The 20435-nt window shown below is 43.8% G+C and carries 18 protein-coding genes; all 18 read left to right on the top strand.

From position 1 onward, the window contains the following. Positions 1-30: 30 nt before the first annotated feature. The 18 genes from KCTCHS21_RS05825 to KCTCHS21_RS31545 all read left to right on the top strand — a co-directional run bounded on the left by KCTCHS21_RS05825 (position 31) and on the right by KCTCHS21_RS31545 (position 20430). Positions 31-795, top strand: a complete 765-nt coding sequence (locus tag KCTCHS21_RS05825) for a cytidylyltransferase domain-containing protein (protein ID WP_162309281.1) — start codon at positions 31-33, stop codon at positions 793-795. 35 nt (positions 796-830) lie between these two features. Continuing rightward, entirely contained in the window at positions 831-1706 is an 876-nt protein-coding gene (locus tag KCTCHS21_RS05830; RefSeq protein ID WP_232058213.1) for an aldo/keto reductase, read from the top strand. A 15-nt stretch (positions 1707-1721) separates the two neighbouring features. Next, complete coding sequence (locus KCTCHS21_RS05835; RefSeq protein ID WP_130605819.1) at positions 1722-3014, top strand: aminotransferase class III-fold pyridoxal phosphate-dependent enzyme; 1293 nt, start codon at positions 1722-1724, stop codon at positions 3012-3014. Between the two features lie 104 nt (positions 3015-3118). Beyond that, positions 3119-4099: a UDP-N-acetylglucosamine 4,6-dehydratase (inverting) gene (gene pseB, locus KCTCHS21_RS05840; RefSeq protein ID WP_130605821.1), complete on the top strand. Its 981-nt coding sequence runs from the start codon at positions 3119-3121 to the stop codon at positions 4097-4099. Then, positions 4096-5295: a UDP-4-amino-4,6-dideoxy-N-acetyl-beta-L-altrosamine transaminase gene (gene pseC, locus KCTCHS21_RS05845; protein WP_130605823.1), complete on the top strand. Its 1200-nt coding sequence runs from the start codon at positions 4096-4098 to the stop codon at positions 5293-5295. The genes pseB and pseC overlap by 4 nt, the downstream gene beginning before the upstream one ends. Continuing rightward, a complete protein-coding gene (pseG, locus tag KCTCHS21_RS05850) occupies positions 5292-6341 on the top strand; it encodes a UDP-2,4-diacetamido-2,4,6-trideoxy-beta-L-altropyranose hydrolase (protein WP_130605825.1) in 1050 nt (349 codons plus the stop codon). Before pseC ends, pseG begins: the two co-directional genes overlap by 4 nt. Then, positions 6335-6982 (top strand): formyltransferase family protein, encoded by a 648-nt coding sequence (locus KCTCHS21_RS05855; protein ID WP_197726508.1) that lies wholly within the window; start codon positions 6335-6337, stop codon positions 6980-6982. The genes pseG and KCTCHS21_RS05855 overlap by 7 nt, the downstream gene beginning before the upstream one ends. Positions 6983-6991: 9 nt before the next feature. After that, positions 6992-8050 (top strand): pseudaminic acid synthase, encoded by a 1059-nt coding sequence (gene pseI / locus KCTCHS21_RS05860; RefSeq protein WP_130605827.1) that lies wholly within the window; start codon positions 6992-6994, stop codon positions 8048-8050. 3 nt (positions 8051-8053) lie between these two features. Next, positions 8054-9223, top strand: a complete 1170-nt coding sequence (locus KCTCHS21_RS05865) for a glycosyltransferase (RefSeq protein ID WP_130605829.1) — start codon at positions 8054-8056, stop codon at positions 9221-9223. A gap of 30 nt (positions 9224-9253) precedes the next feature. Next, complete coding sequence (locus tag KCTCHS21_RS05870; RefSeq protein WP_130605831.1) at positions 9254-10288, top strand: GNAT family N-acetyltransferase; 1035 nt, start codon at positions 9254-9256, stop codon at positions 10286-10288. 20 nt (positions 10289-10308) lie between these two features. Continuing rightward, entirely contained in the window at positions 10309-11268 is a 960-nt protein-coding gene (locus KCTCHS21_RS05875) for a GNAT family N-acetyltransferase (RefSeq protein ID WP_130605833.1), read from the top strand. A 19-nt stretch (positions 11269-11287) separates the two neighbouring features. Beyond that, positions 11288-12421: a polysialyltransferase family glycosyltransferase gene (locus KCTCHS21_RS05880; protein WP_130605835.1), complete on the top strand. Its 1134-nt coding sequence runs from the start codon at positions 11288-11290 to the stop codon at positions 12419-12421. Positions 12422-12518: 97 nt separating this feature from the next. Next, on the top strand, positions 12519-13271 hold the full coding sequence (locus KCTCHS21_RS05885) for a YveK family protein (RefSeq protein ID WP_130605837.1): 753 nt from the start codon (positions 12519-12521) through the stop codon (positions 13269-13271). A 48-nt stretch (positions 13272-13319) separates the two neighbouring features. Then, positions 13320-14459: a glycosyltransferase family 4 protein gene (locus KCTCHS21_RS05890; RefSeq protein ID WP_130605839.1), complete on the top strand. Its 1140-nt coding sequence runs from the start codon at positions 13320-13322 to the stop codon at positions 14457-14459. Positions 14460-14480: 21 nt separating this feature from the next. Further along, positions 14481-15914: an O-antigen ligase family protein gene (locus KCTCHS21_RS05895; RefSeq protein WP_130605841.1), complete on the top strand. Its 1434-nt coding sequence runs from the start codon at positions 14481-14483 to the stop codon at positions 15912-15914. Next, positions 15911-17482 carry a murein biosynthesis integral membrane protein MurJ gene (gene murJ, locus KCTCHS21_RS05900; protein ID WP_130605843.1) on the top strand — a complete coding sequence of 524 codons (1572 nt, stop codon included), beginning with the start codon at positions 15911-15913 and terminating at the stop codon, positions 17480-17482. The genes KCTCHS21_RS05895 and murJ overlap by 4 nt, the downstream gene beginning before the upstream one ends. 38 nt (positions 17483-17520) lie before the next feature. Beyond that, positions 17521-18702, top strand: coding sequence for a glycosyltransferase (locus KCTCHS21_RS05905; protein WP_130605845.1), 1182 nt, complete (start codon positions 17521-17523; stop codon positions 18700-18702). Between the two features lie 114 nt (positions 18703-18816). After that, positions 18817-20430 carry a glycosyl hydrolase family 28-related protein gene (locus tag KCTCHS21_RS31545; protein ID WP_197726509.1) on the top strand — a complete coding sequence of 538 codons (1614 nt, stop codon included), beginning with the start codon at positions 18817-18819 and terminating at the stop codon, positions 20428-20430. The last annotated feature ends 5 nt before the right edge of the window (positions 20431-20435 follow it).

Genomic DNA, 20435 nt, shown 5'->3' on the forward strand with positions numbered 1-20435 from the left:
CGTTTTTAACAAAAATTGTATAGATAGGACGTGGAAAAATTGAAGGTCGTTGCTATCATTCAAGCACGTATGGGATCATCCCGATTGCCGGGGAAAGTATTGCGGTTATTAGACGGAATAACAGTGCTGGAGCTTATTGTTGAGCGCCTCTCAGAATGTCGTACCTTGCATGAGATTGTCGTGGCGACAAGTGTGTCAGAGAAAGACGATGCGGTAGCGAAGGAAATGGAACGCCTTAACATTGCAGTATTTCGTGGCGATGAGAAGGATGTGCTAGACCGATATTATCGGGCAGCTACCCTTACGAAGGCGGATGCTGTGCTACGAATTACCGGAGATTGTCCGTTAATTGACCCGGAGGTTGTCGACGCCGTTGTTGAAAGCTTCGTCAAGCGATATCCGAGTCTACAATATAGCTCTAATATTCACCCGCCAACCTTTCCAGATGGTCTTGATGTGGAAGTGTTTTCTTATGAAGCCTTGGAGCAAGCATGGAAGGAGGCTACATCCCCTTTTGAGAGAGAGCATGTTACGCCATACATTCACTCCAAGCCACATATGTTCGCAAAAGCAAATGTCGGATCTTCAGAAGATTATTCTAGGTTGAGATGGACATTGGACGAGGAAGAGGATTACTTATTTCTGTCCGCTCTCATAGATAAAGCACGTGAATGGGGAATCAATCCGCGCTTGGCTACGTTAGAGCATTGGATACATATTTTGGAGCAATATCCGCAGCTTACTGAATTAAATAGCGGAATTGTTCGTAATGCGGGCTCTGCGATTACAAAGTGAAATGAGAGATTCAAAGGAGAGATTAGCTCGTGAAAATGGGGCTTGGAACCGTTCAATTCGGCATGGATTACGGCATTTCAAATCAAACAGGGCAAACGGCTCTAGAGGAAGCAAAGGAGATTCTTGAAACGGCGAGGCGTAGCGGAATATCCATCATTGATACGGCAGCCTCGTACGGCAAAAGTGAGGAAGTACTCGGCTTGCTGCTGCCCAAAGAGCATTCTTTTCGGATAACGACAAAGCTACCTGGGCTTGTACCAGCAAACGGAGGTGATTTCGATTCGGAAGAGGTCGTAAGACTGATGGAAGGGTCACTGTTACGCCTTAAGCAGAGGAGTGTCTATGCACTTATATTACATCGAGCGGATGATCTTCTTACTCCTTACGGTGAAATGATTATGAGAGGGCTACAAAAGTGTAAACGAATGGGCTTCACTGAGAAGATTGGTGTTTCCATCTATGCAGAGGATCAAATAGAAGAGCTGATTAGCCGATTCCCAATTGATTTAATCCAGGCGCCAGTCAATCTGTTCGATCAGCGACTCATCCACAATGGGTTTCTAAAGCGCTGTAAGCAGCAAGGAATTGAGGTGCACGCTAGATCGGTGTTTCTACAGGGCCTACTGTGTATGGAGCCGTTGGAATTGCCGAGTTATTTTCTACCTTATGCTGCACAAATAAATAAATTTAGAAGCTACATATCCGAGAGGGGAATAAGTCCCATCGGGGCAGCATTGTCCTTCGTTAACGACATTCCGGAAGTCGATGCTTTCGTGTGTGGGGTTAACCGTCAAGAGCAGCTACAGCAGCTCGTATCCCTATTACGTCAGCCGACGAAATGGCTTGATTATTCGCAATTTGCCGCTACTGATCCGGCGTTCCTTAATCCATCCCAATGGAAAATAAGCTAGAAGAGGGGATTCCCAATGTCCATTCGTTATGCTCAGTCTGAACAACTATTAAATAGAGCTTTGAACACCATTCCGCTAGGTAGCCAAACCTTCAGTAAGAGCAAGACCCATTACCCGCTCGAGGTTTCCCCTTACTTCATAGAGAGAGGACACGGCAGTCATGTATGGGATGCGGACGGAAACGAATATATTGATTTTGTTAATAGTCTAGGCGCAGTTACGTTAGGCTATGTTGATCCTTATGTGGATGCCCAAGTGCGAAGCCAGATGGATAACGGAGTTTCCTTCAGCCTACCTCATAAGCTGGAAATGCTAGTAGCGGAAAAGCTAGTTGAGCTTATCCCATGCGCGGAGATGGTGCGATTCGGCAAGAATGGCTCGGATGCGACTGCAGGAGCGATACGACTGGCAAGGGCGTATACCGGGAGAGAGCATGTCGCCGTATGCGGTTATCATGGTTGGCAGGACTGGTACATTGGATCGACCGCACGGCATTTGGGAGTCCCGAAGGCAGTAAGGGATTTGACGCATACTTTTACTTATAATCGCTTGGACACTTTAGAAAAGCTATTCGCAGAGCATCCCGGTCAAATCGCCGCTGTCATGCTGGAGCCAATGAGTATGACGCCACCTGAGGTCGGATTTCTGGAAGGTGTACAACGGATATGTCGGGATAACGGAACGGTGCTTATTTTCGATGAGACGATTACAGGGTTTCGATTTCATCTGGGTGGAGCGCAGAGTAGCTTCGGGGTAACACCTGACTTAGCGACTTTCGGTAAAGGCATGGCTAACGGGTACCCGATCTCGGCAATCGTGGGCAAGAAGGAAATCATGAAGCTAATGGAAGATATTTTCTTCTCCTTCACATTCGGTGGGGAAACACTGTCTCTCGCTGCGGCTTTAGCTACTATAACTAAGATGGAAGTGGAGCCGGTTATTCAGACGCTTCATGGTCAGGGTCGCAAGGTAATGGAAGGGATCACACAATTAATAGAGACGTATCAATTAAATCAGGTATTATCTGTGGGGGGAAGCCCAACCTGGTCATTTTTGGTCGTTCAGGATTTGCCACAATATAGCTCGTGGATAATTAAGACCTATTATTTGCAAGAAATGCTGGCGCGTGGAATATTAACGGTTGGCTCCCATAATATGAGCTTTTCCCACTCTGATATAGATATTACAAGATTACTAGTGGCTTACGATGAAGTGCTGAGAGGACTACAAGCTGCATTAAAAGAAGGGGATTTGGAGCAGAGGCTGCACTGCAAACCGCTGGAACCTTTATTCAAAATAAGAGGATAGAAATAAACAAATTCTGGCATTTTTATACTTGACATGATACAAAGTGTAACATATTATTAATGTATATTAACAAAACGTATCGAATAAGAGGGGAAGTAAACTTCATGGACTTCAATGGGAAAGTCGTTCTAGTAACAGGAGGAACGGGGTCTTTCGGTAAAAAATTCGTTCGCAAAATGCTGGAAATGGACGTTCGAAAGGTTATTGTCCTCAGTAGGGATGAGTTAAAGCAATACGAAATGAGCCAGGAATTCACTGATCCTAGAATGAGGTTTTTCATAGGAGATGTGAGGGATCTGGAGCGGTTAAATCGGGCATTCGATGGTGTCGATATTGTCGTTCATGCAGCAGCGCTTAAGCATGTTACGGCTTGTGAATATAATCCTTTTGAAGCGGTTCGCACGAATATTCTTGGTGCGCAGAATGTCATCGATGCGGCCATTAACCGCGGTGTAAAGCGTGTTATTGCGCTAAGCACGGATAAGGCGGCTAATCCCATTAATCTGTATGGAGCGACAAAGCTCGCCTCGGACAAGCTTTTTGTTGCAGCCAATTCATATGTAGGAGAAATTCAAACAAGATTCTCTGTCGTAAGATATGGCAATGTCGTTGGAAGCAGAGGAAGTGTTATTCCATTTTTCCATAAGCTTAGAGATACAGGGAGATTGCCCATTACCGACGAGAGAATGACACGCTTCTGGATTACGCTCGATCAAGGAGTACAGTTCGTTCAGGATTGTCTAGTTCGAATGAAGGGCGGAGAAATATTCGTTCCGAAAATCCCCAGTGTAAAAATCGTTGATCTAGCGCGCGTTATTGCCCCGAATTGCCGGATGGACTATGTAGGTATTCGTCCAGGCGAGAAGCTGCATGAAGCGATGATTACAGAGGATGATGCTCGTAAAACCGTCGAATTCGATCAATATTTCGTCATCAAGCCGGAATATCCGGTTTGGTTAGATGAGCATGAGGCCGATTTCTACGGGGGAACACCTTTACACGAAAGATTCAGCTACAGCAGTCATACGAATAGCCATTGGTTATCGGATGAAGAGATCAGGATGTACCTAGGTGAATATGCATGAGTCGCCTGGAAGGAAAGTCAAAGCGAGCGTCCATGCTTCCCTATGGAAGGCAATGGATTGATGAAAGCGATATTGAAGCGGTAACTACCGTGCTTCGTGGAGAGTATTTGACGACGGGACCGCTTGTTCCAGAGTTCGAGCGAAAGCTTGCGGCTAAAGTAGGTGCTCGCTATGCTGTTGCTTTCGCCAATGGCACTGCAGCATTGCATGCAGCTTGTTATGCAGCAGGAATTGGGGCAGGAGATGAGGTCATTACGTCTCCTCTGACATTCGTTGCTAGTGCTAATTGTATTTTGTATCAGGGCGCGACGCCGGTTTTTGCTGACATTGATCAGAGAACCTACAATATAGACCCCCAAGCGATCGAGGCACTTATTACAGAGCGTACGAAAGCTATTATTCCTGTTGATTTTACCGGGCAGCCGGCAGACTTAGAGAGAGTTCATAAGCTGGCAGAGCAGCATCAATTAATTGTCATTGAAGATGCCGCGCACGCTCTTGGTGCTACCTATCAAACTAGAAGTATTGGTTCGGTAAGCCATATGACTATGTTTAGTCTCCATCCGGTAAAGCATATCACGGCCGGTGAAGGAGGCGTCATTACGACGGATAGCGAGTATTTTTATCACAAGCTGCTTGGGTTTAGAAATCATGGTATCGTACGAGATCCCGAATGGATGGAGCACCCGTCACGGGGGAGATGGTACTACGAGATGCAGGAGCTTGGCTACAATTATCGTCTGACGGATATCGCCGCCGCCCTCGCGATTAGCCAACTGGACAAGCTAGATACCTTTGTAAATAAGAGAAAGAAAATTGCAGAAGCTTATCATCAAGCATTCTGTGAATGTGAAGAGATCATCATTCCCTATCAGGAGGGTAAAGGTGAATCAAGCTGGCACTTATATGTTATTCGGATTATTACGAAGAGCTTGACCGTAGGGAGAGACGAGATTTTCGACCGATTGTATAGCGAGAATATTGGTGTAAACCTGCATTACATTCCGGTATATCTACAGCCCTACTATGAAAAATTGGGTTATAAGCAAGGTCTTTGTCCCATAGCAGAGCAGGTGTATGAAGGGATTATAACCTTGCCCTTATTTCCAGCTATGACTGACGAGGATGTAGATGATGTTATCCAAGCAGTCCGCCAAGTCATAAGCGATTGTAAGGAGACGACTGTTACCGGATGAAAATCTACATTAGAGCTGATGCTTCTGTTGAGATCGGTTCAGGCCACATTATTCGCTGCTTGACGTTAGCGGATCGTCTCAAGCCTAAAGCTGATATTGCGTTCATCTGTCAGGAGCTTCAAGGGAATTTAATTTCGTACATACGTAGCCGAGGATATTCTGTAGGGGTTCTTCCCCCAACTCAGGGAAGCTGGCAAACAGACGCTGAATTCACGATGGCTTATGTGAGCAATCATTCATCATTAACCGTCGATTGGCTCATTGTTGACCATTATGGGCTGGATGCTAGGTTCGAAGCCATGTTGAATCGACACGTTAAGCGTGTAATGGTAATCGATGATTTGGCAGACCGACCCCACCAATGTGATCTGTTGCTGGACCAGAATCCCTATGAGAATGGGGAGAAGCGATATTTGGGGTTAGTTAAGAGTAGCACAACCTTACTGCTTGGTCCTGAATATGCGTTGCTCAAGCCCGAATTTACTGGTGCAAAGACTCATGTAAGTCGAAGGTCCGGGGAAGTTCGGAATGTACTCGTCTCTTTCGGGGGGGCAGATCATACGGGAGAAACGGTTAAAACACTTCAGTCGTTAGAGCAGCTTCAACAGATAGTAGAGGACAAGCTGTGCATTAAGGTTTTAATAGGCAAAATCAATGCACAAGCAGAGCGAATCCATACGATGTGTGCAAGGCTTAATAATACGGAATGTTATGGTCATGTGGAGGATGTAGCCAGCTTCATGAAGGAAGCAGATTTGGCCATAGGCTCTGGCGGAACAACGACATGGGAAAGATGCTGTCTCGGACTGCCTGCCATCGTAATAATAACGGCAGACAACCAGATGGAGTTATCTGAATATGCTGCAAGGTTAGGTGTGATTACCTTGTTAGGCAGAGCAGAGCAAGTGCAAATCGGTCATATTCGGGATAAAGTGCTTGAATTTATGCGTAATACCCAACAAATGACAATGATGTCCGAGAAAGGCTTCCAGCTAGTGGATGGTCTTGGAGCGGACCGTACGGTAGAGGAGTTACTAATATGCTAAAGCAAATTACAATCGTCTCGGATCGGAAAAATTGGATTAACGATCATATTCCTAAGTGGCTGCCTACCTTAAAGAAGCATGCAGAAGAAATTATGTGGATCCACGATGCTTCTGATTTGACGAGTGGGGATATTGCTTTTTTTCTAGGGTGTGAGCAGATTGTTTCCCCAACACTGCTGTCTCGGAACCTGCATAATCTGGTCGTTCATGCCAGCGATTTGCCAAAGGGAAAAGGCTGGTCTCCCTTAACGTGGCGCATACTCGAAGGTGATAACGAAATTCCGGTTGTGCTGTTCGAAGCAGTGGGGAAGGTCGATGACGGCCCAATTTATCTTCGGGAAAAGCTCGTGTTTGAAGGAAATGAGCTAATCGACGAGATGAGACTGGAGCTTGGTAAAACGACAATTTCACTATGCAATCAGTTTCTGCAGCAATATCCGGCCGTTATTGCGAGAGCAGAGCAGCAGCAAGGCGACAGCAGCTACTATCCACGGAGAACACCGGCAGATAGTCAGCTTGATCCCGACCTGACCATTCGTGAGCAATTTCGTTTAATGCGAGTAGCTGATAATGCCAGGTACCCTTGCTATTTTGAATTGGATGGCTGCACGTTCGAGATCAAAGTGGAGAAAAGAAGGTGACGGCAGGTCATGGGTGAAATTCAGTTGGGGCACCACAAGATCGGTGACGGGCATCCTCCCTTCATTATCGCGGAGATGTCCGGGAACCATAATCAATCGTTGGAGAAGGCGCTTGAGATTGTAGATGCAGCGGCAGCAGCTGGTGCACATGCATTGAAGCTCCAAACCTATACGGCTGATTTAATGACGCTTGAGCTAGATACTGGAGATTTCTTCATTAATGACCCGAATAGCCTCTGGCAAGGTCAGTCTCTATATCGCCTTTATGAGCAAGCTTATACGCCATGGGAATGGCATAAACCGATATTCGACCGTTGTCGGGAGCTAGGGATTATCCCATTCAGCACCCCTTTTCATCCAACAGCTGTAGATTTTCTTGAGCAATTGGACACACCATTTTACAAAATTGCTTCCTTTGAGAATAACGATCTTCCCTTGATTCGTTATGCTGCGAGAACAGGTAAGCCATTAATTATATCTACGGGGATGGCAACTCTTGCAGAGCTGGAGCAATTAGTGAATGCCGCTAGGGAAGCTGGCTGTAAGGACCTCATTCTTCTTAAATGTACAAGCACTTACCCAGCTTCACCGTTGGATAGCAATCTGCGTACTATTCCACACCTGCGGGAATTGTTCCAGTGCGAGGTTGGCTTGTCGGATCATACGCTTGGAATTGGAGCTGCTGTTGCCAGCGTTGTATTGGGTGCATCGGTCATCGAAAAGCATTTCACGCTTTCAAGGGCGGATGGTGGAGTAGATTCAGCATTCTCACTAGAGCCATCGGAGATGAAGCTGCTTGTGGCGGAAACTCGGACTGCCAAGGAAGCGCTTGGTGTCGTCCATTATGGGCTAAGCGATAAGGAGCAATCCTCGTTGAAATTTCGTCGCTCTCTGTACATTAGTAAGGACGTACAAGATGGAGAGAGGCTTAGCGAGGACAACATGAGAATTATAAGGCCGGGTTATGGACTTTCTCCTAAGTACATGGAGCAGTTTTTAGGGCAGAAAGTGTTCAAGCCAATTAAGGCAGGTACTCCTGTGAGCTGGAGTCTATTGCAGAGGGAGTAGAAGATGAAAAACATCCTGTTCATCCAACCCTACGCTAGCCAAGTCGGTGGGGTAGATACGGTTTTGCTTCAGCTCATACAAGGAATAGACAAGACCAGATATCGTTCCTTTGTTATGCTTTCGGCACCTACAGCTTATGTGGAGAAGTATGAGGCGTTAGGAGCTACGGTTCTATTCGGCCCGCTGGCTGTGTTCGGTAAACCGACAGATGCTGGCTATTACATAAGAAACTTATATGTATTGCTGAAATCCTTAAGGGTAATCCGACAATTTGCCCTTAAATATCAAATTGATCTTATACACACCCATAAGATGGAATGCATTGGTGCAAATATCATTGGAAAATGGCTAGGAATTCCTACGATCCAAACTGTACATGAGTTAGCGCGTAAGCCACTCCTTGCCTATAAGCTCGTTGCCGGGCTTAATCATATATTCAACGATAAGGTTATCGTGCTGTGCGATCGTAGCAAAATTATGTTTCGCTGGTTCAATAAGGAATCTACCAAGATCGTAAAAATCTACAATGGGATACTACAAGCTCAACCAAGCCTTGAACTATCAAACCAATCAGATCCACCAAGCCTCTCTCTGCGTGAGCAGCTTGGCCTATCCACAGAAGATCTTATTGCCATAACGATAGCAAGGCTGTCGCCTATGAAAGGGCTAGAGTATCTCATTGAAGCCGCAGCCAAGCTAAAGAGCACTCACCCTCAGGTGAAGTTCGTTATCGTTGGGGATGTAGCCTTCGAGCATGAGAAGCCTTACAAGGATAAGCTCATCCAATTAATTAAGGTGCTAGACTTGGAGCAATCTGTGTTTATGCTTGGCCTAAGAAGAGATGTGCCTCAGCTATTGAGGATGAGTGATGTGCTGGTGCTGCCCTCTGTCTATGATATTTTCCCGACAGTTATTCTGGAGGCGATGAGCATGAGTCTTCCTGTTGTCGCAACGGATGTGGGTGGCGTGCCGGAGATGGTAAGAGGTAACACAGGAATTCTTGTGAGCCCAAGTAACAGTGAAGCTCTGAAGGAAGCCCTTGTACGGCTTTTCACGATGGATTATACCTTGATGGGTTATGAAGCTAACAAGCTTTATTTAAGAGAGTTTACCCAAGAGCAATACGTTCATAAAACCGCTGCCCTATATGAAGCGGTGCTATTGAAAGGGTAGCTATTATCCTAATCTCAAGAGGTGTTAACGATGATTGAAGGAACAGTTGTGAGAATGAATGCCGGCCAAACTGCGAAGAGCAAGTATCGACAATTGTGTGCAAGCAACACAGATATGTCCTTGTTCGACCAGGATTGGTGGCTGGATATCACTTGCGGCGGGGCTGATAACTGGGATGTTTGTCTGGTGGAGCGGGACGGCGAGATCATCGCAAGCTTACCGTACTATAAGGTGAAGAAATATTTGTTTAACGTTATTCAAATGCCAGAGCTGACGCTTACGATGGGGATTTGGATTCGATATCCCGATAATCAGAGCGCAGAGCTAAGGCTAATCTATGAACGGGAAATCCATCATAGGTTAATTGAGCAAATGCCGCATGTCGATTATTCCTATCAGCACTTTAATTGGAATATTACGAATTGGACTGCCTTCCTCTGGAAGGGGTTCAAACAAACGACGCGTTACACCTACGTATTCGAGGACCTTACTGATTTCGATTTAATTTACGCTAATTTCAGGGATAACATCCGAGCAGAAATTCGCAAGGGCGAGAAGCTTCTAAGGGTAGTTGAAAGCGATGATCTTGAGAAGTTCCATGAAATTAATAAAAAAACCTTCGATCGGCAAAACGTTCCTATGCCCCACAGCATCGAGATTTTAAGACCGCTCGACGAAGCATGTCGTTTGCACAATTGCCGTAAAATATGGTTCGCGATTGATGAGAAGGAACAAATTCATAGTGCAATTTATATGGTTTGGGACAATAACTGTGCCTATTATCTTCTTGGTGGAGCAGATCCTGAATTAAGAAAGAGCGGGTCACACTCGTTCCTGCTCTGGCATGCGATTAAAGAGATGTCTACAGTGACGAAGGCATTCGATCTGCATGGTGGCATGCACGAGCCTGTTGAACGGTTCTTTAGAGCAATGGGTGCTTTACAGAAGCCCTATTTTCAAGTGACTAAGATTAAAGGGAAAATCTTTAAGCTCGCCTATTACATGAAGCAGGCCCTAAGCCAAGTAACGGCTGTCATTACCCTTTCAGTGTGCAGTTATTTATAGATAAGGAGGAATTGCATACAATGAGTGATGCGAAGAGCAAGTACCGCGAATTATGCCGTAATAATCCGGATCTGCCGCTATTTGACCAGGATTGGTGGCTGGATATCGTTTGTGGAGGCTCGGATAATTGGGATGTATGCATCGTGGAGAAGGGCAACGAAATTGTCGCAAGCTTGCCCTATTACAAGGTTAGAAAATATGGCTTCAAGCTTATTGAAATGCCACAGCTGACACTTACGATGGGGATCTGGGTTCGCTATCCGAAAAATCAGAAGTATGCCACTAGACTGGCTCATGAACGAGAAATTTACTTGGAGCTCATTGAACAGCTGCCGCCTCTGGATTATTCTTATCATCAATTTAACCGAAAAATAACGAACTGGAGTACCTTCTATTGGAGAGGCTTCAGGCAGACGACAAGATACACTTATGTGCTCGAAGACATCCACAATCTACCCGCCGTATTCCAGAGCTTTACTGATACTACACAAGACGAAATACGGAAAGCAAACGAACAATTCAACATCATCGAAAGCGATGACGTCGAACAATTTTATGAAATTCACAAAAAAAACTTTGACCCCAAAACCTTCCCAATCCCTTATAGCTTTGACGTTCTTAAATCTGTAGATGAGGCATTACGCGAGAGAAATAGTCGGAAAATCTGGCTTGCCGTCGATGACAAGGGCCGAATTCATAGTGCGGTATATATCGTGTGGGATGCTGGTTGCGCTTATAACCTTCTTGGTGGTGCGAACCCAGATCTCGAGAGAAGTGGGGCACATTCCCTGCTTATGTGGCATGCCATACAGGAGATGTCGCCAATTGCAACTCAATTTGACTTCTATGGGGGCATGCACGAGACGATAGAAGGCTTTTTCAGAGCTTTTGGGGCTGTTCAGAAGCCTTATTTTCAAGTGTCCAAAATTAATGGCAGGCTGTTTAAGTTCGCCTACTATTTGAAACAGGCTATCCGATAAGGGAGAAAGGAGAATACAGGTGGGAGAAGAGGCTGGGGGAAAGAAGCTGTTCGTCTGCACGAAGCCGTATCAATATTTAATCGCAAGATTGATTAAGCAGGGATGTGGATTCGAATATTGTGATCTTGTCATCTTGAATCACTTCTATAAAGCGGAAGAATTCAGCGATCGGGTTCGGGAAACCGGGGTTTGGGGTCAAGTAATCTATATTGATGACGGTATGCTCGACCAGATGAAGCTCCAGTTAAATCCGATTAAAAAATATTTTTTTTACCATTCGTGGAGAAAGTTTCTCCCTACTGCTTTTTTAGATATTTCGGCTTACTCGGAAGTATTCGTCGCACACGATTTTGTAGCTTTAGAATACGCGATTATCCGAAAGTTTAGCAGCGAGAGCAAAAGTGTCATTTTATACGAGGAAGGCTCAGGTAACTACATAAACAACAGTACACATAAGAAATGGTATATGCGTTTTCTAAAAAGAGTAGCTCCTTGGTTCGGACTGCCCGGGGGTTATTTTGGGAGTTTAAAATGGATTAAATCGATATGGCTCCAAAGACCGGAATTAATTACAGCTAATCGCAATAATCCTATTTATCACAAAACCCGTGGATTGCCTATTACCCTAGAGGAGTTTATGAGAATGCCGGATATTATGAGTGAATGCTATCAAATATATCCGGAGTTACATGATGTAGATAAGCTTGTTCGAGATCATGACGAGCTGACGGTTATTCTCACAGATCCATTTCTTGATGAAATTACGGATAGAAAAGCATATATTCATTCAATTATCGAGAAAGCGACTGAGGCTGCAACGAGGCCGGGCAGTCCTATTTTCTTTAAGCAGCACCCTGGTGAAACCATACAAATAGAAGCGTCTATTACATCAAATGACCAAGTTGCCATAATGCCTCAGAAGCTCCCGATTGAGCTTCTTTATTTGATCATTCAAAAAAATAAAATAAGCAAAATCAATCTGATTTCCTTCGGGAGTACAGCGATTTTGAATTTATATGATTTATGCAGATCCAATGATTATATGTCGGTATTCATTATTGAAAGCATGAGCATGGACGAGGAATTAAAGCTAATTGCATCAAGATTTGTAGATTTGGCGGAAAAGCATCAAATACAGTTCCAAACCCTATAATTGAGAAAAAAATAACTTGACAATGTTACACTTTGTATCATAAATTGAACATATTGGTGATACGTACTGTTGCAAACTTAGTTTGGCAAGGAGGATCATGATGGAATCCGAAATGATAGAGTACTTCCGAATATTATGGAAGCGGGTGTGGGTAATTGTCATAGTCACCGTGTTACTGTGCGGCGCTACCGGTGTTTATAGCTTTCTTAAGGATATTCCTATCTATCAAGCGAGCTCCAAGCTAATCGTCAATACTTCAGATCGCCAGGATGGGAAGACGGGGCTTGATTTTAACCAAATTAGCTCCAATCTCTTATTAATTGAAACCTACAAGGAAATTATTACTGCCCGGACCATACTGGAGAAGGTAATTGCTGAAAATCCAGGCTTAGTGAAGGATACCAATGAATTAAGCTCCAAGATTAGTGTAGGCTCCTCCTCACGATCGCAGGTTATGTCTATAACGGTTAAGGACGAATCCTATACGAAGGCCGTACAGCTTGTGAATGCAGTATCAGAAGTGTTCCAGCGTGAAACACCTAATATTATGAGTGTTAACAACGTTACTATTCTCACCAAAGCGGATATGTTAGACCCTGCAGTAAAGGTTTCATCAGGAATTATGTTCAAGGTTGTTATTGCCTTTGTATTGGCGTTAATGATTTCAATTGTTCTTATCTTTGTATGGGAATATATGGACGACACGTTCAAATCGGAAAGGGATGTAAGTAGACTGGGTGTGCCGACACTAGCGGTAATCTCGCACATCAAAAGGTCCGACTGGGGAGGGAAATCGAAGCACCCAAAGAAACAGGTTGGGGACAAGCTCCAGATCGGGATAAACCAATAAGAAAGATAGAGACCATACAGGGTAGGGAGTGAAGGTTATTAATTGCCTATGAAAAACATTCTATTATATGACCTATCCAATGATGGCCACCATTTTATTTATAACTCAACAGTTATGAACAAGATCAAGAGCCAGTATAACAAGGCTTGTTATTACACGGCAACCGACAATAAGGACATTATTAACGAGCTTAGAGACAAGCAGATTGAGGTTCATAATATTCATGTAACAAGGAAAGCAAATCAGTACTTAAGTGTAGGTTATCGAACGATACTCCTCATTCGAATGCTCCTCTTTGCCAGAATCAACGGATTTAAGAAAATCCACTTATTCCATCTAGATAGCAACATTATTTCATTATTATGCCTGCTCCCCTTTCTATTGGGGCTCCAAGTAACAGGAACGCTTCATTGGTTTCCCACTCGGAAATGGAAGAAAAGAATACTGTTATTCCTTCTCAGATTCTCGATGGTCAACAAAATTGTCGTACACGGTGACTATACGCAGCATGAATTCAATGAGCTATTACGTCCCGAGCACGAACAGAAAATCGTTAATATCCATTTTCCTAATTTCCCTATCCCACAGGTTTCCAGCAAGGACAATACGAAGGAAGTTGAAGAGAAATTAGCGGGACTTACACGCCCATTCTTTCTCTGCTTTGGTGGACTCAGATCGGATAAAGGCATCGATCTTCTACTCGAATCGTTAGCTCCCTTGAGAGGGAAATCTTTTACTTTAATTGTAGCCGGCTCGGAGGGTTACTTCACAGGAAATGACATTAAGCAGTTAGCGAAGCAGTATGGCATTGAGGATAAGGTATTTCTAGACCTTCGTTTTATTCCAGACGATGTTATGGATTATTATTTCAATGCTTGCGATGCTGTCATTTTGCCTTACCGCACCCTGTTTTCTGGGCAAAGCGGTCCACTGACGGAAGGGGCAGCACGAAACAAATATATTCTTGGTCCTCGACACGGCGAGATCGGTCACACGATTCAAACCTATCACCTGGGTAACACGTTTGAAGCAGAGAATGTTGAAGATCTTACGGATAAGCTGCAGCAGACACTAGGTACTATTCATAACGAGGGCAGCACTCTCCCTAGTAACAACACCTATGCACCTCTAATTAGTATGGAAAGGTTCATCCATAGTTATGACCAGTTTTTCGCGTCAAATGGCTAGAGGGAGAGGAGACTGATTAGAATGGGGACGAATAAATCTGGTTTTGTAGAGAAAGCCATCATCTATACTTATTTATTGTTGCTGCCCTTCAATAGCGGTCTCCTCCGCGAGTCCCTTCATTCCTTGTCTTCCTCTGTTTCATTCATCCCGCATCTTCTGGGAATAGGGTTAATGGCTATATTGATCTATTCTAAGAAGCGGGAATACCGACCATCGGACATTGTTAAAAAAATGATTATTATTATTCTCCTGCTTAATCTTTCTAGTTTAATTATGGCTATTATTCAATTTAAGGATCTCGGTACGGTTTTTGGAAGGAATACAATAGTCGCTGCAACTCCTCACATTATGTATTACCTGCAAATTATGCTGGCCATTGTATATAACGATTATATTCTCAACCAAATCGAAATTAAGAAAGTCCTACGAGTAATCCTGACTTCATTTTCTGTCGTTCTAGCCATCGGATATGTCCAAATTTTGTCTATATTATCGGGGGGCGGGATTGCTAACTCCATTTTGGAGCTACTTGGACGGCTCTTTTTTACTGATGAGGTATATGTAGCTAGAGCTGCTAAGTTAAATTTGATGACGCCCGAAGCTTCTACTGCCGGCGCTCAAATGGCTGTTTTCATCTTTCCTTTGCTTCTGGCACTGATTAAGCATAAAAAAATGAATAGAGTTTATGGAATAGGGCTCCTTCTCGCCTATATTCCGATCATCATTTTCAACAATAGCTCTAGTGGTTTGCTGGGTATCATGATTTGTCTGTTCTGCTTCTTATTCTTAATTTCCTATCGTAAAAAAATAAACATATGGAACGTCAGAATAATGCTTCTATTAACGGTACTTTTAGTATTCTTGATCAACTTTGATACAATCAAGCATTCAGATTTTATGGAGAGAACGTTCCTCAAAGCCGTCGATACAGAGAATTTATCTACGTTACATCGCACGACATCTATTTATACGAACATGCAATCGTTGAAGGAGTATCCAATTATGGGGGTAGGGAACGGAATTCAGGGCTTCTACTATATGAAGTACTTTCCCAATTGGGGGTTTCAGTCACAGGAATCCACGGAGCTTTATTACGGGGAAGCAGGCTGGCCAGGCTCAGGAGCATTCGTATTTACCTATTTATCCGCATACGGAGCTGTGGGACTGCTCTTGCTTTGTTATGCGATTTATCTGATTAACCGCAATTTGAGAAAATTCAAAAATACATCCTACCACTATATATATGATTTTGCCTTCATTGCTAGTATTGGACTACTATTCCAAGCCTACTCCACCTTAGATATCATTGGGAACTTTTATGTCATATTTATTATTTCCATCGCAGCGCTTCGCCGGATCGAACGAAATCCTGTGGCCATTAATGTCGATGAGCCTCGGCATAGGATTTTGGATACGGGCTTCACATTCCAGCCTGCAGTCAGGAGCATTCCATGAATTCAAAGCTAATCTTTTCAGGTGCTTTTATTTTGTTAGTTGGTAATTTATTGAGTAGTGTCCTCGGCTTGACTAGGGAAATTATGTCCGCGGCTTATTACGGTGCTAATATGCATATGGATTCTTACTTGTTCGCCAATACGGTTCCTTCGATATTACTTTCCTTTATTGATGGTATTCTAATGGCTGGTTTTATTCCTCTGTATATTAGAAAAAGAGTGAATTATAGTCCAGATGAAGCTTCTCTTATGCTCAGCAATATGGTCAATTGGCTTATTCTTTCCGTCGTAGCGGTGACCGCTTTCTGTTACTTGTTCAGCGATACATTGTCTGCCTTCTTCTCCGTAAACGAAGTAGCACACCAGCAAATTAAACATCTGCTATGGATATTGCTGCCGGGCGTTCTCTTCTTTAGTGTCTCCTACGTTCAGACAGCTGTTCTTAATAGTATGAACCATTTTAAGACTCCAGCCTTTCTGACTGTTATGAACAATGCGATTATTATTATTTTTATGGTTGTTTTTCATAAGGTGCTAGGCATTGATTCCATGGCTTGGGGATTTGTGATTGGAACCGTGCTTCAAGTGGTCGTTCAATGGCCCGTCATGCGCAAGCTAGGCGTAAAGTATAGACTTCATTTGACCTGGAAGGACGACGATTTGAAGAAGCTACTTAAGATGTCATTGCCCATTATAAGCTTGGTCGTTATTACTCAGTGCGTCATGTTCGCCACTCGTTATTTTTCCGCATATCTCGATGCAGGAAGTGCCTCATCATTGAACTATGCCAGCCGATTCATCATGCTACCCGTTACTTTGTTCGGAACAGCATTGGTGAGTGCAAGCTATCCTTCGGCTATTCAGATGCTAGCGGAGCATAAAATGAAGGATTTCAATGCTATCGTCATCAACTGTATTAAAAGTCTTTCGCTGATTCTGGCCCCAGTTATGCTTATATGCATTCTGTTCTCTCACAATATTATCCGGATTTTGCTAGAGAGAGGGGCTTTTGATGACAAGGCAACGGATATGACTGCAACGGCATTCATGATTCTGTCCGCTGGAATTGTGATCATCCCGATGAGGGATCTATTCAATAAGATTTTCTTCGGGAAGGAAAACATGACCATTCCAATCCTCACGTCCTCCCTGTACTTGGTAGTTTTCATTGCAGCATGTCTGGTATTGGTTCCCAGTATCCGTTTCATGGGCATTGCTACTGCTAGCACACTGGCTTCGCTTTCTTCGTTCTTATTCCTTATTTACCATTATAGAAGGCTAGATGTGGATAATAAGCTTGACGTTTCCTTGCTGTATTTTGTTAAAATCCTTTTCGCATCGGCTGTTGGTGCGAGTACGGGCTACTCTATATACCGTGCTTGTGCGAATTATTTTGAGATAAGCTCTCTCGATTTTATTCTAGTACCCTTGTCGATCGGGCTTAGCGTAATTGTATATCTCGGTCTGATCAAGTTGTTCAAGATTAAAGAGATTGATATCGTGTATGAGAAAATTTTTGCGAAATTCAAGCTTCGGAAAGACAGAGGCGCTGTTGTTAGCAAAAGCTAATGAGCTGAGGGAGCAAGGGAAGGGCGGTCGAGCATCAGATGAAAATATTGTTCTTATCGTGGGCATATCCGAAATCGAATACCCCTTATTTAGGGATATGGGCTCATCAGCAGGCGCTGGCTTTGACAGCAAAGGGCGTGGATGTTGAAGTTATGAATACGGTGCCGTATATACCCCACCTAGCGGGTCATTTGTCAGCGAAAATTAAGAGATATGCCCACATCCCGAAGCAAGAGCATTACGATGGAATTAAGGTATATCACCCCAAATTTCTTAGGGCAATTCCTGGCTCTATACTAGATAGATTACTATTCCAGCTAACGGGTTTACAGTCTAGGATGGTTCTCGCTGCTATGGGAAAAACGGTGGATCTTCGGCAATATCAGCTTATTCATGCGCATAATCTGTTTCCGGATGGTGCAACCGCTTATCTGCTTAGTCGAAAGTACCGGATTCCTTACGTAATTACGCTTCATGACGTGGATCAATATAACAGCCTTGCCGATAAAGGCATGCTAAAGGAATTGTCCAGAAAAATTATTTCCCATGCCAAAAAGGTATTCGTCGTAAGCAACCGAGTTAAAAACAATATCATTAGCCAGCTCCCTGAGCAAAATGTGCAATTGCTATACAATACGTTCTATACAGAGGATAAACAGCTTCAAGGTAGGGGGAGGAACAAGAAAATTGTAGCGATTGCTTCTTTAATAGAACGAAAAGGAATTCATATTTTGCTACAAGCCTTTCACCGAATCGCGAGTTTGAATAAAGATTATGAGCTCGTTATTATCGGTAATGGTTCAGAAATGGAGAGCCTAATTAAGCTAACCCAGCAATTAAACCTTCAAGAGCGAGTTACATTTAGAGGGACATTGCGCCATCAGGAGGCGATGGAGGAGCTGGCGAATGCGTCTATCTTCTGTTTGCCCAGTTGGGATGAGGCATTCGGCGTCGTATATGCAGAAGCCATGTCTTACGGAATTCCCATAATCGGTTGCAGAGGAGAAGGAATTGGGGATCTCGTTACGCACTTGGAAAACGGGATGTTAGTTGAATCGCAAAACATCGATGAGTTGACTGAAGCATTGCAATATTTAATTTCCAATGTGCAAGAGGCATGGTTGATTGGAAATCGGGGGAAAGAGAGCATCGACAATCTTCATCCTCGTACCTTCGGGGGAAAGCTGCTTGAACAATATGAAGAAGTGCTTAGCTCATAATGAATGCTCTTCCTTTGAATAGGGAGGAGCATTTTTTTGTGGTGTCCGTTATCAGTACACGCAAGATTTGAAGCATGAGCATATGTAGAAGTAACAAATAAAGTAAGAGGGTCGGTGAAACAGTTGATTAATGTTAAGGATAGTCCCTATAAGGCTGTGGGAGATGGCAAAGCAGATGATACTAAAGCAATTCAGAAAGCGATAGATGCTGCAGGATTAGGGGGAAATGTCAGTATACCGAAAGGGAATTACCGCATTACGGACACGCTGAATATTGGGTTCTATCCAGGCCTTAGTATAGACGGGGAAAATTGGGAAGGCACTGTTATTCTTATGGATGCCAGTAATAGACCTATTTTTCGGTTTAATAAGCAGGATACGCATACGGTAACTTTGTCCAATCTAAATTTGCAGTACAAAACTCAGCAGACTAAAGACGGACAACCAAATAGCAGTGCAATAGAGTATACGAACTCGGCAAGCAATGAAAGTGGAATGTATCATCACATTTACCGCAAGGTAAGAGTTACGTACGCAACTTATGGCTTCAATATTAATTCCAAGGACCAGCTTCCGATTTGGGGATGTAAGTGGGAAGACATTATTATGAGTAACATCGGAACTACCTGCTTCAGAATTCGTTCTGGACAACCCGTAGGTAAACCGATGAATATGTTCGAGAATATTAAAATTTTTCAAAATGCTAAAGCCGTATCGTCCTATGCTTTCGATATGCAAAGTGAGTTTTTAATAGATGCCCTCGATATTGAAGGTTGGAAAAATGGGATTTTAATTAATGACAGTGGGTTTAATTGCGTTATTCGTTACGTACATGCGGAGCATCATGTCATTACAGAGGATTACTCCTCCCTCTTCATTCTTCAGGACGGGAGCTACGACGTTAGCGCAATCGATGTATCGATCAAGGCTTGGACGAATAGCCAGCATACACTTCTTCAAGGAAACCCAAATAGTACGCTTAATGCCAGGAATATAAGGGTTCACTCTGAAGACACCTTGGTCGGAGGAAATATGTCTATCATCGGCACCTTTAGAAAAGCCGTAGTTGCAGGTCTTCAGAAGGGTAGTGACAGTGATCGTGTGGACAGTTACACCGGGTACTTGAACTACGTGTGGAATATTTATTCTGTGGATGGTTTGCCGCCTTATATCGAGGATGGCTATGCACTGCCTGTGGCCAGCAATGATTATCGGGGACGAATGTTCTACAAACGTGTAAGCAAAGGAAGCGACCTATTATATTTGTGCATCAAAGACACGAATAACGCATTTACCTGGAAGGATATAACATCCAGCGGAGGGGGTGTCGTTAGCCCACATGCTTCCACACATATTTCTGGTGGCACCGATACGATTCCGAATGCAGGCTCGGGCTCGGGACTAATGACGTCCTCAGATAAAGCTAAGCTAGATAAGATCGATCAGAATGCCAACTACTATGTCCATCCTGACACTCATCCAGCTACGATCATTGTTGAAGATTCTAAACACCGGTTTGTAACCGATGCAGATAAGGTGGCATGGAATAACGCAGCAAGTGGTGGCGGAACGACTGTGAAGGCTGAACAGCTAGCAACATTGCCAGCCGCGAATGCCGATTCTAGGGGGCGTATTGTACTTCTTCTTGGGGCGGTTAATACAGCCGATGCAACCTACGTCTGCAAGAAGCTGGCCGACAACACTTACGATTGGAAACAAATTGACTAAAAGGG

The organism is Cohnella abietis (assembly GCF_004295585.1).
Classification (GTDB): domain Bacteria; phylum Bacillota; class Bacilli; order Paenibacillales; family Paenibacillaceae; genus Cohnella; species Cohnella abietis.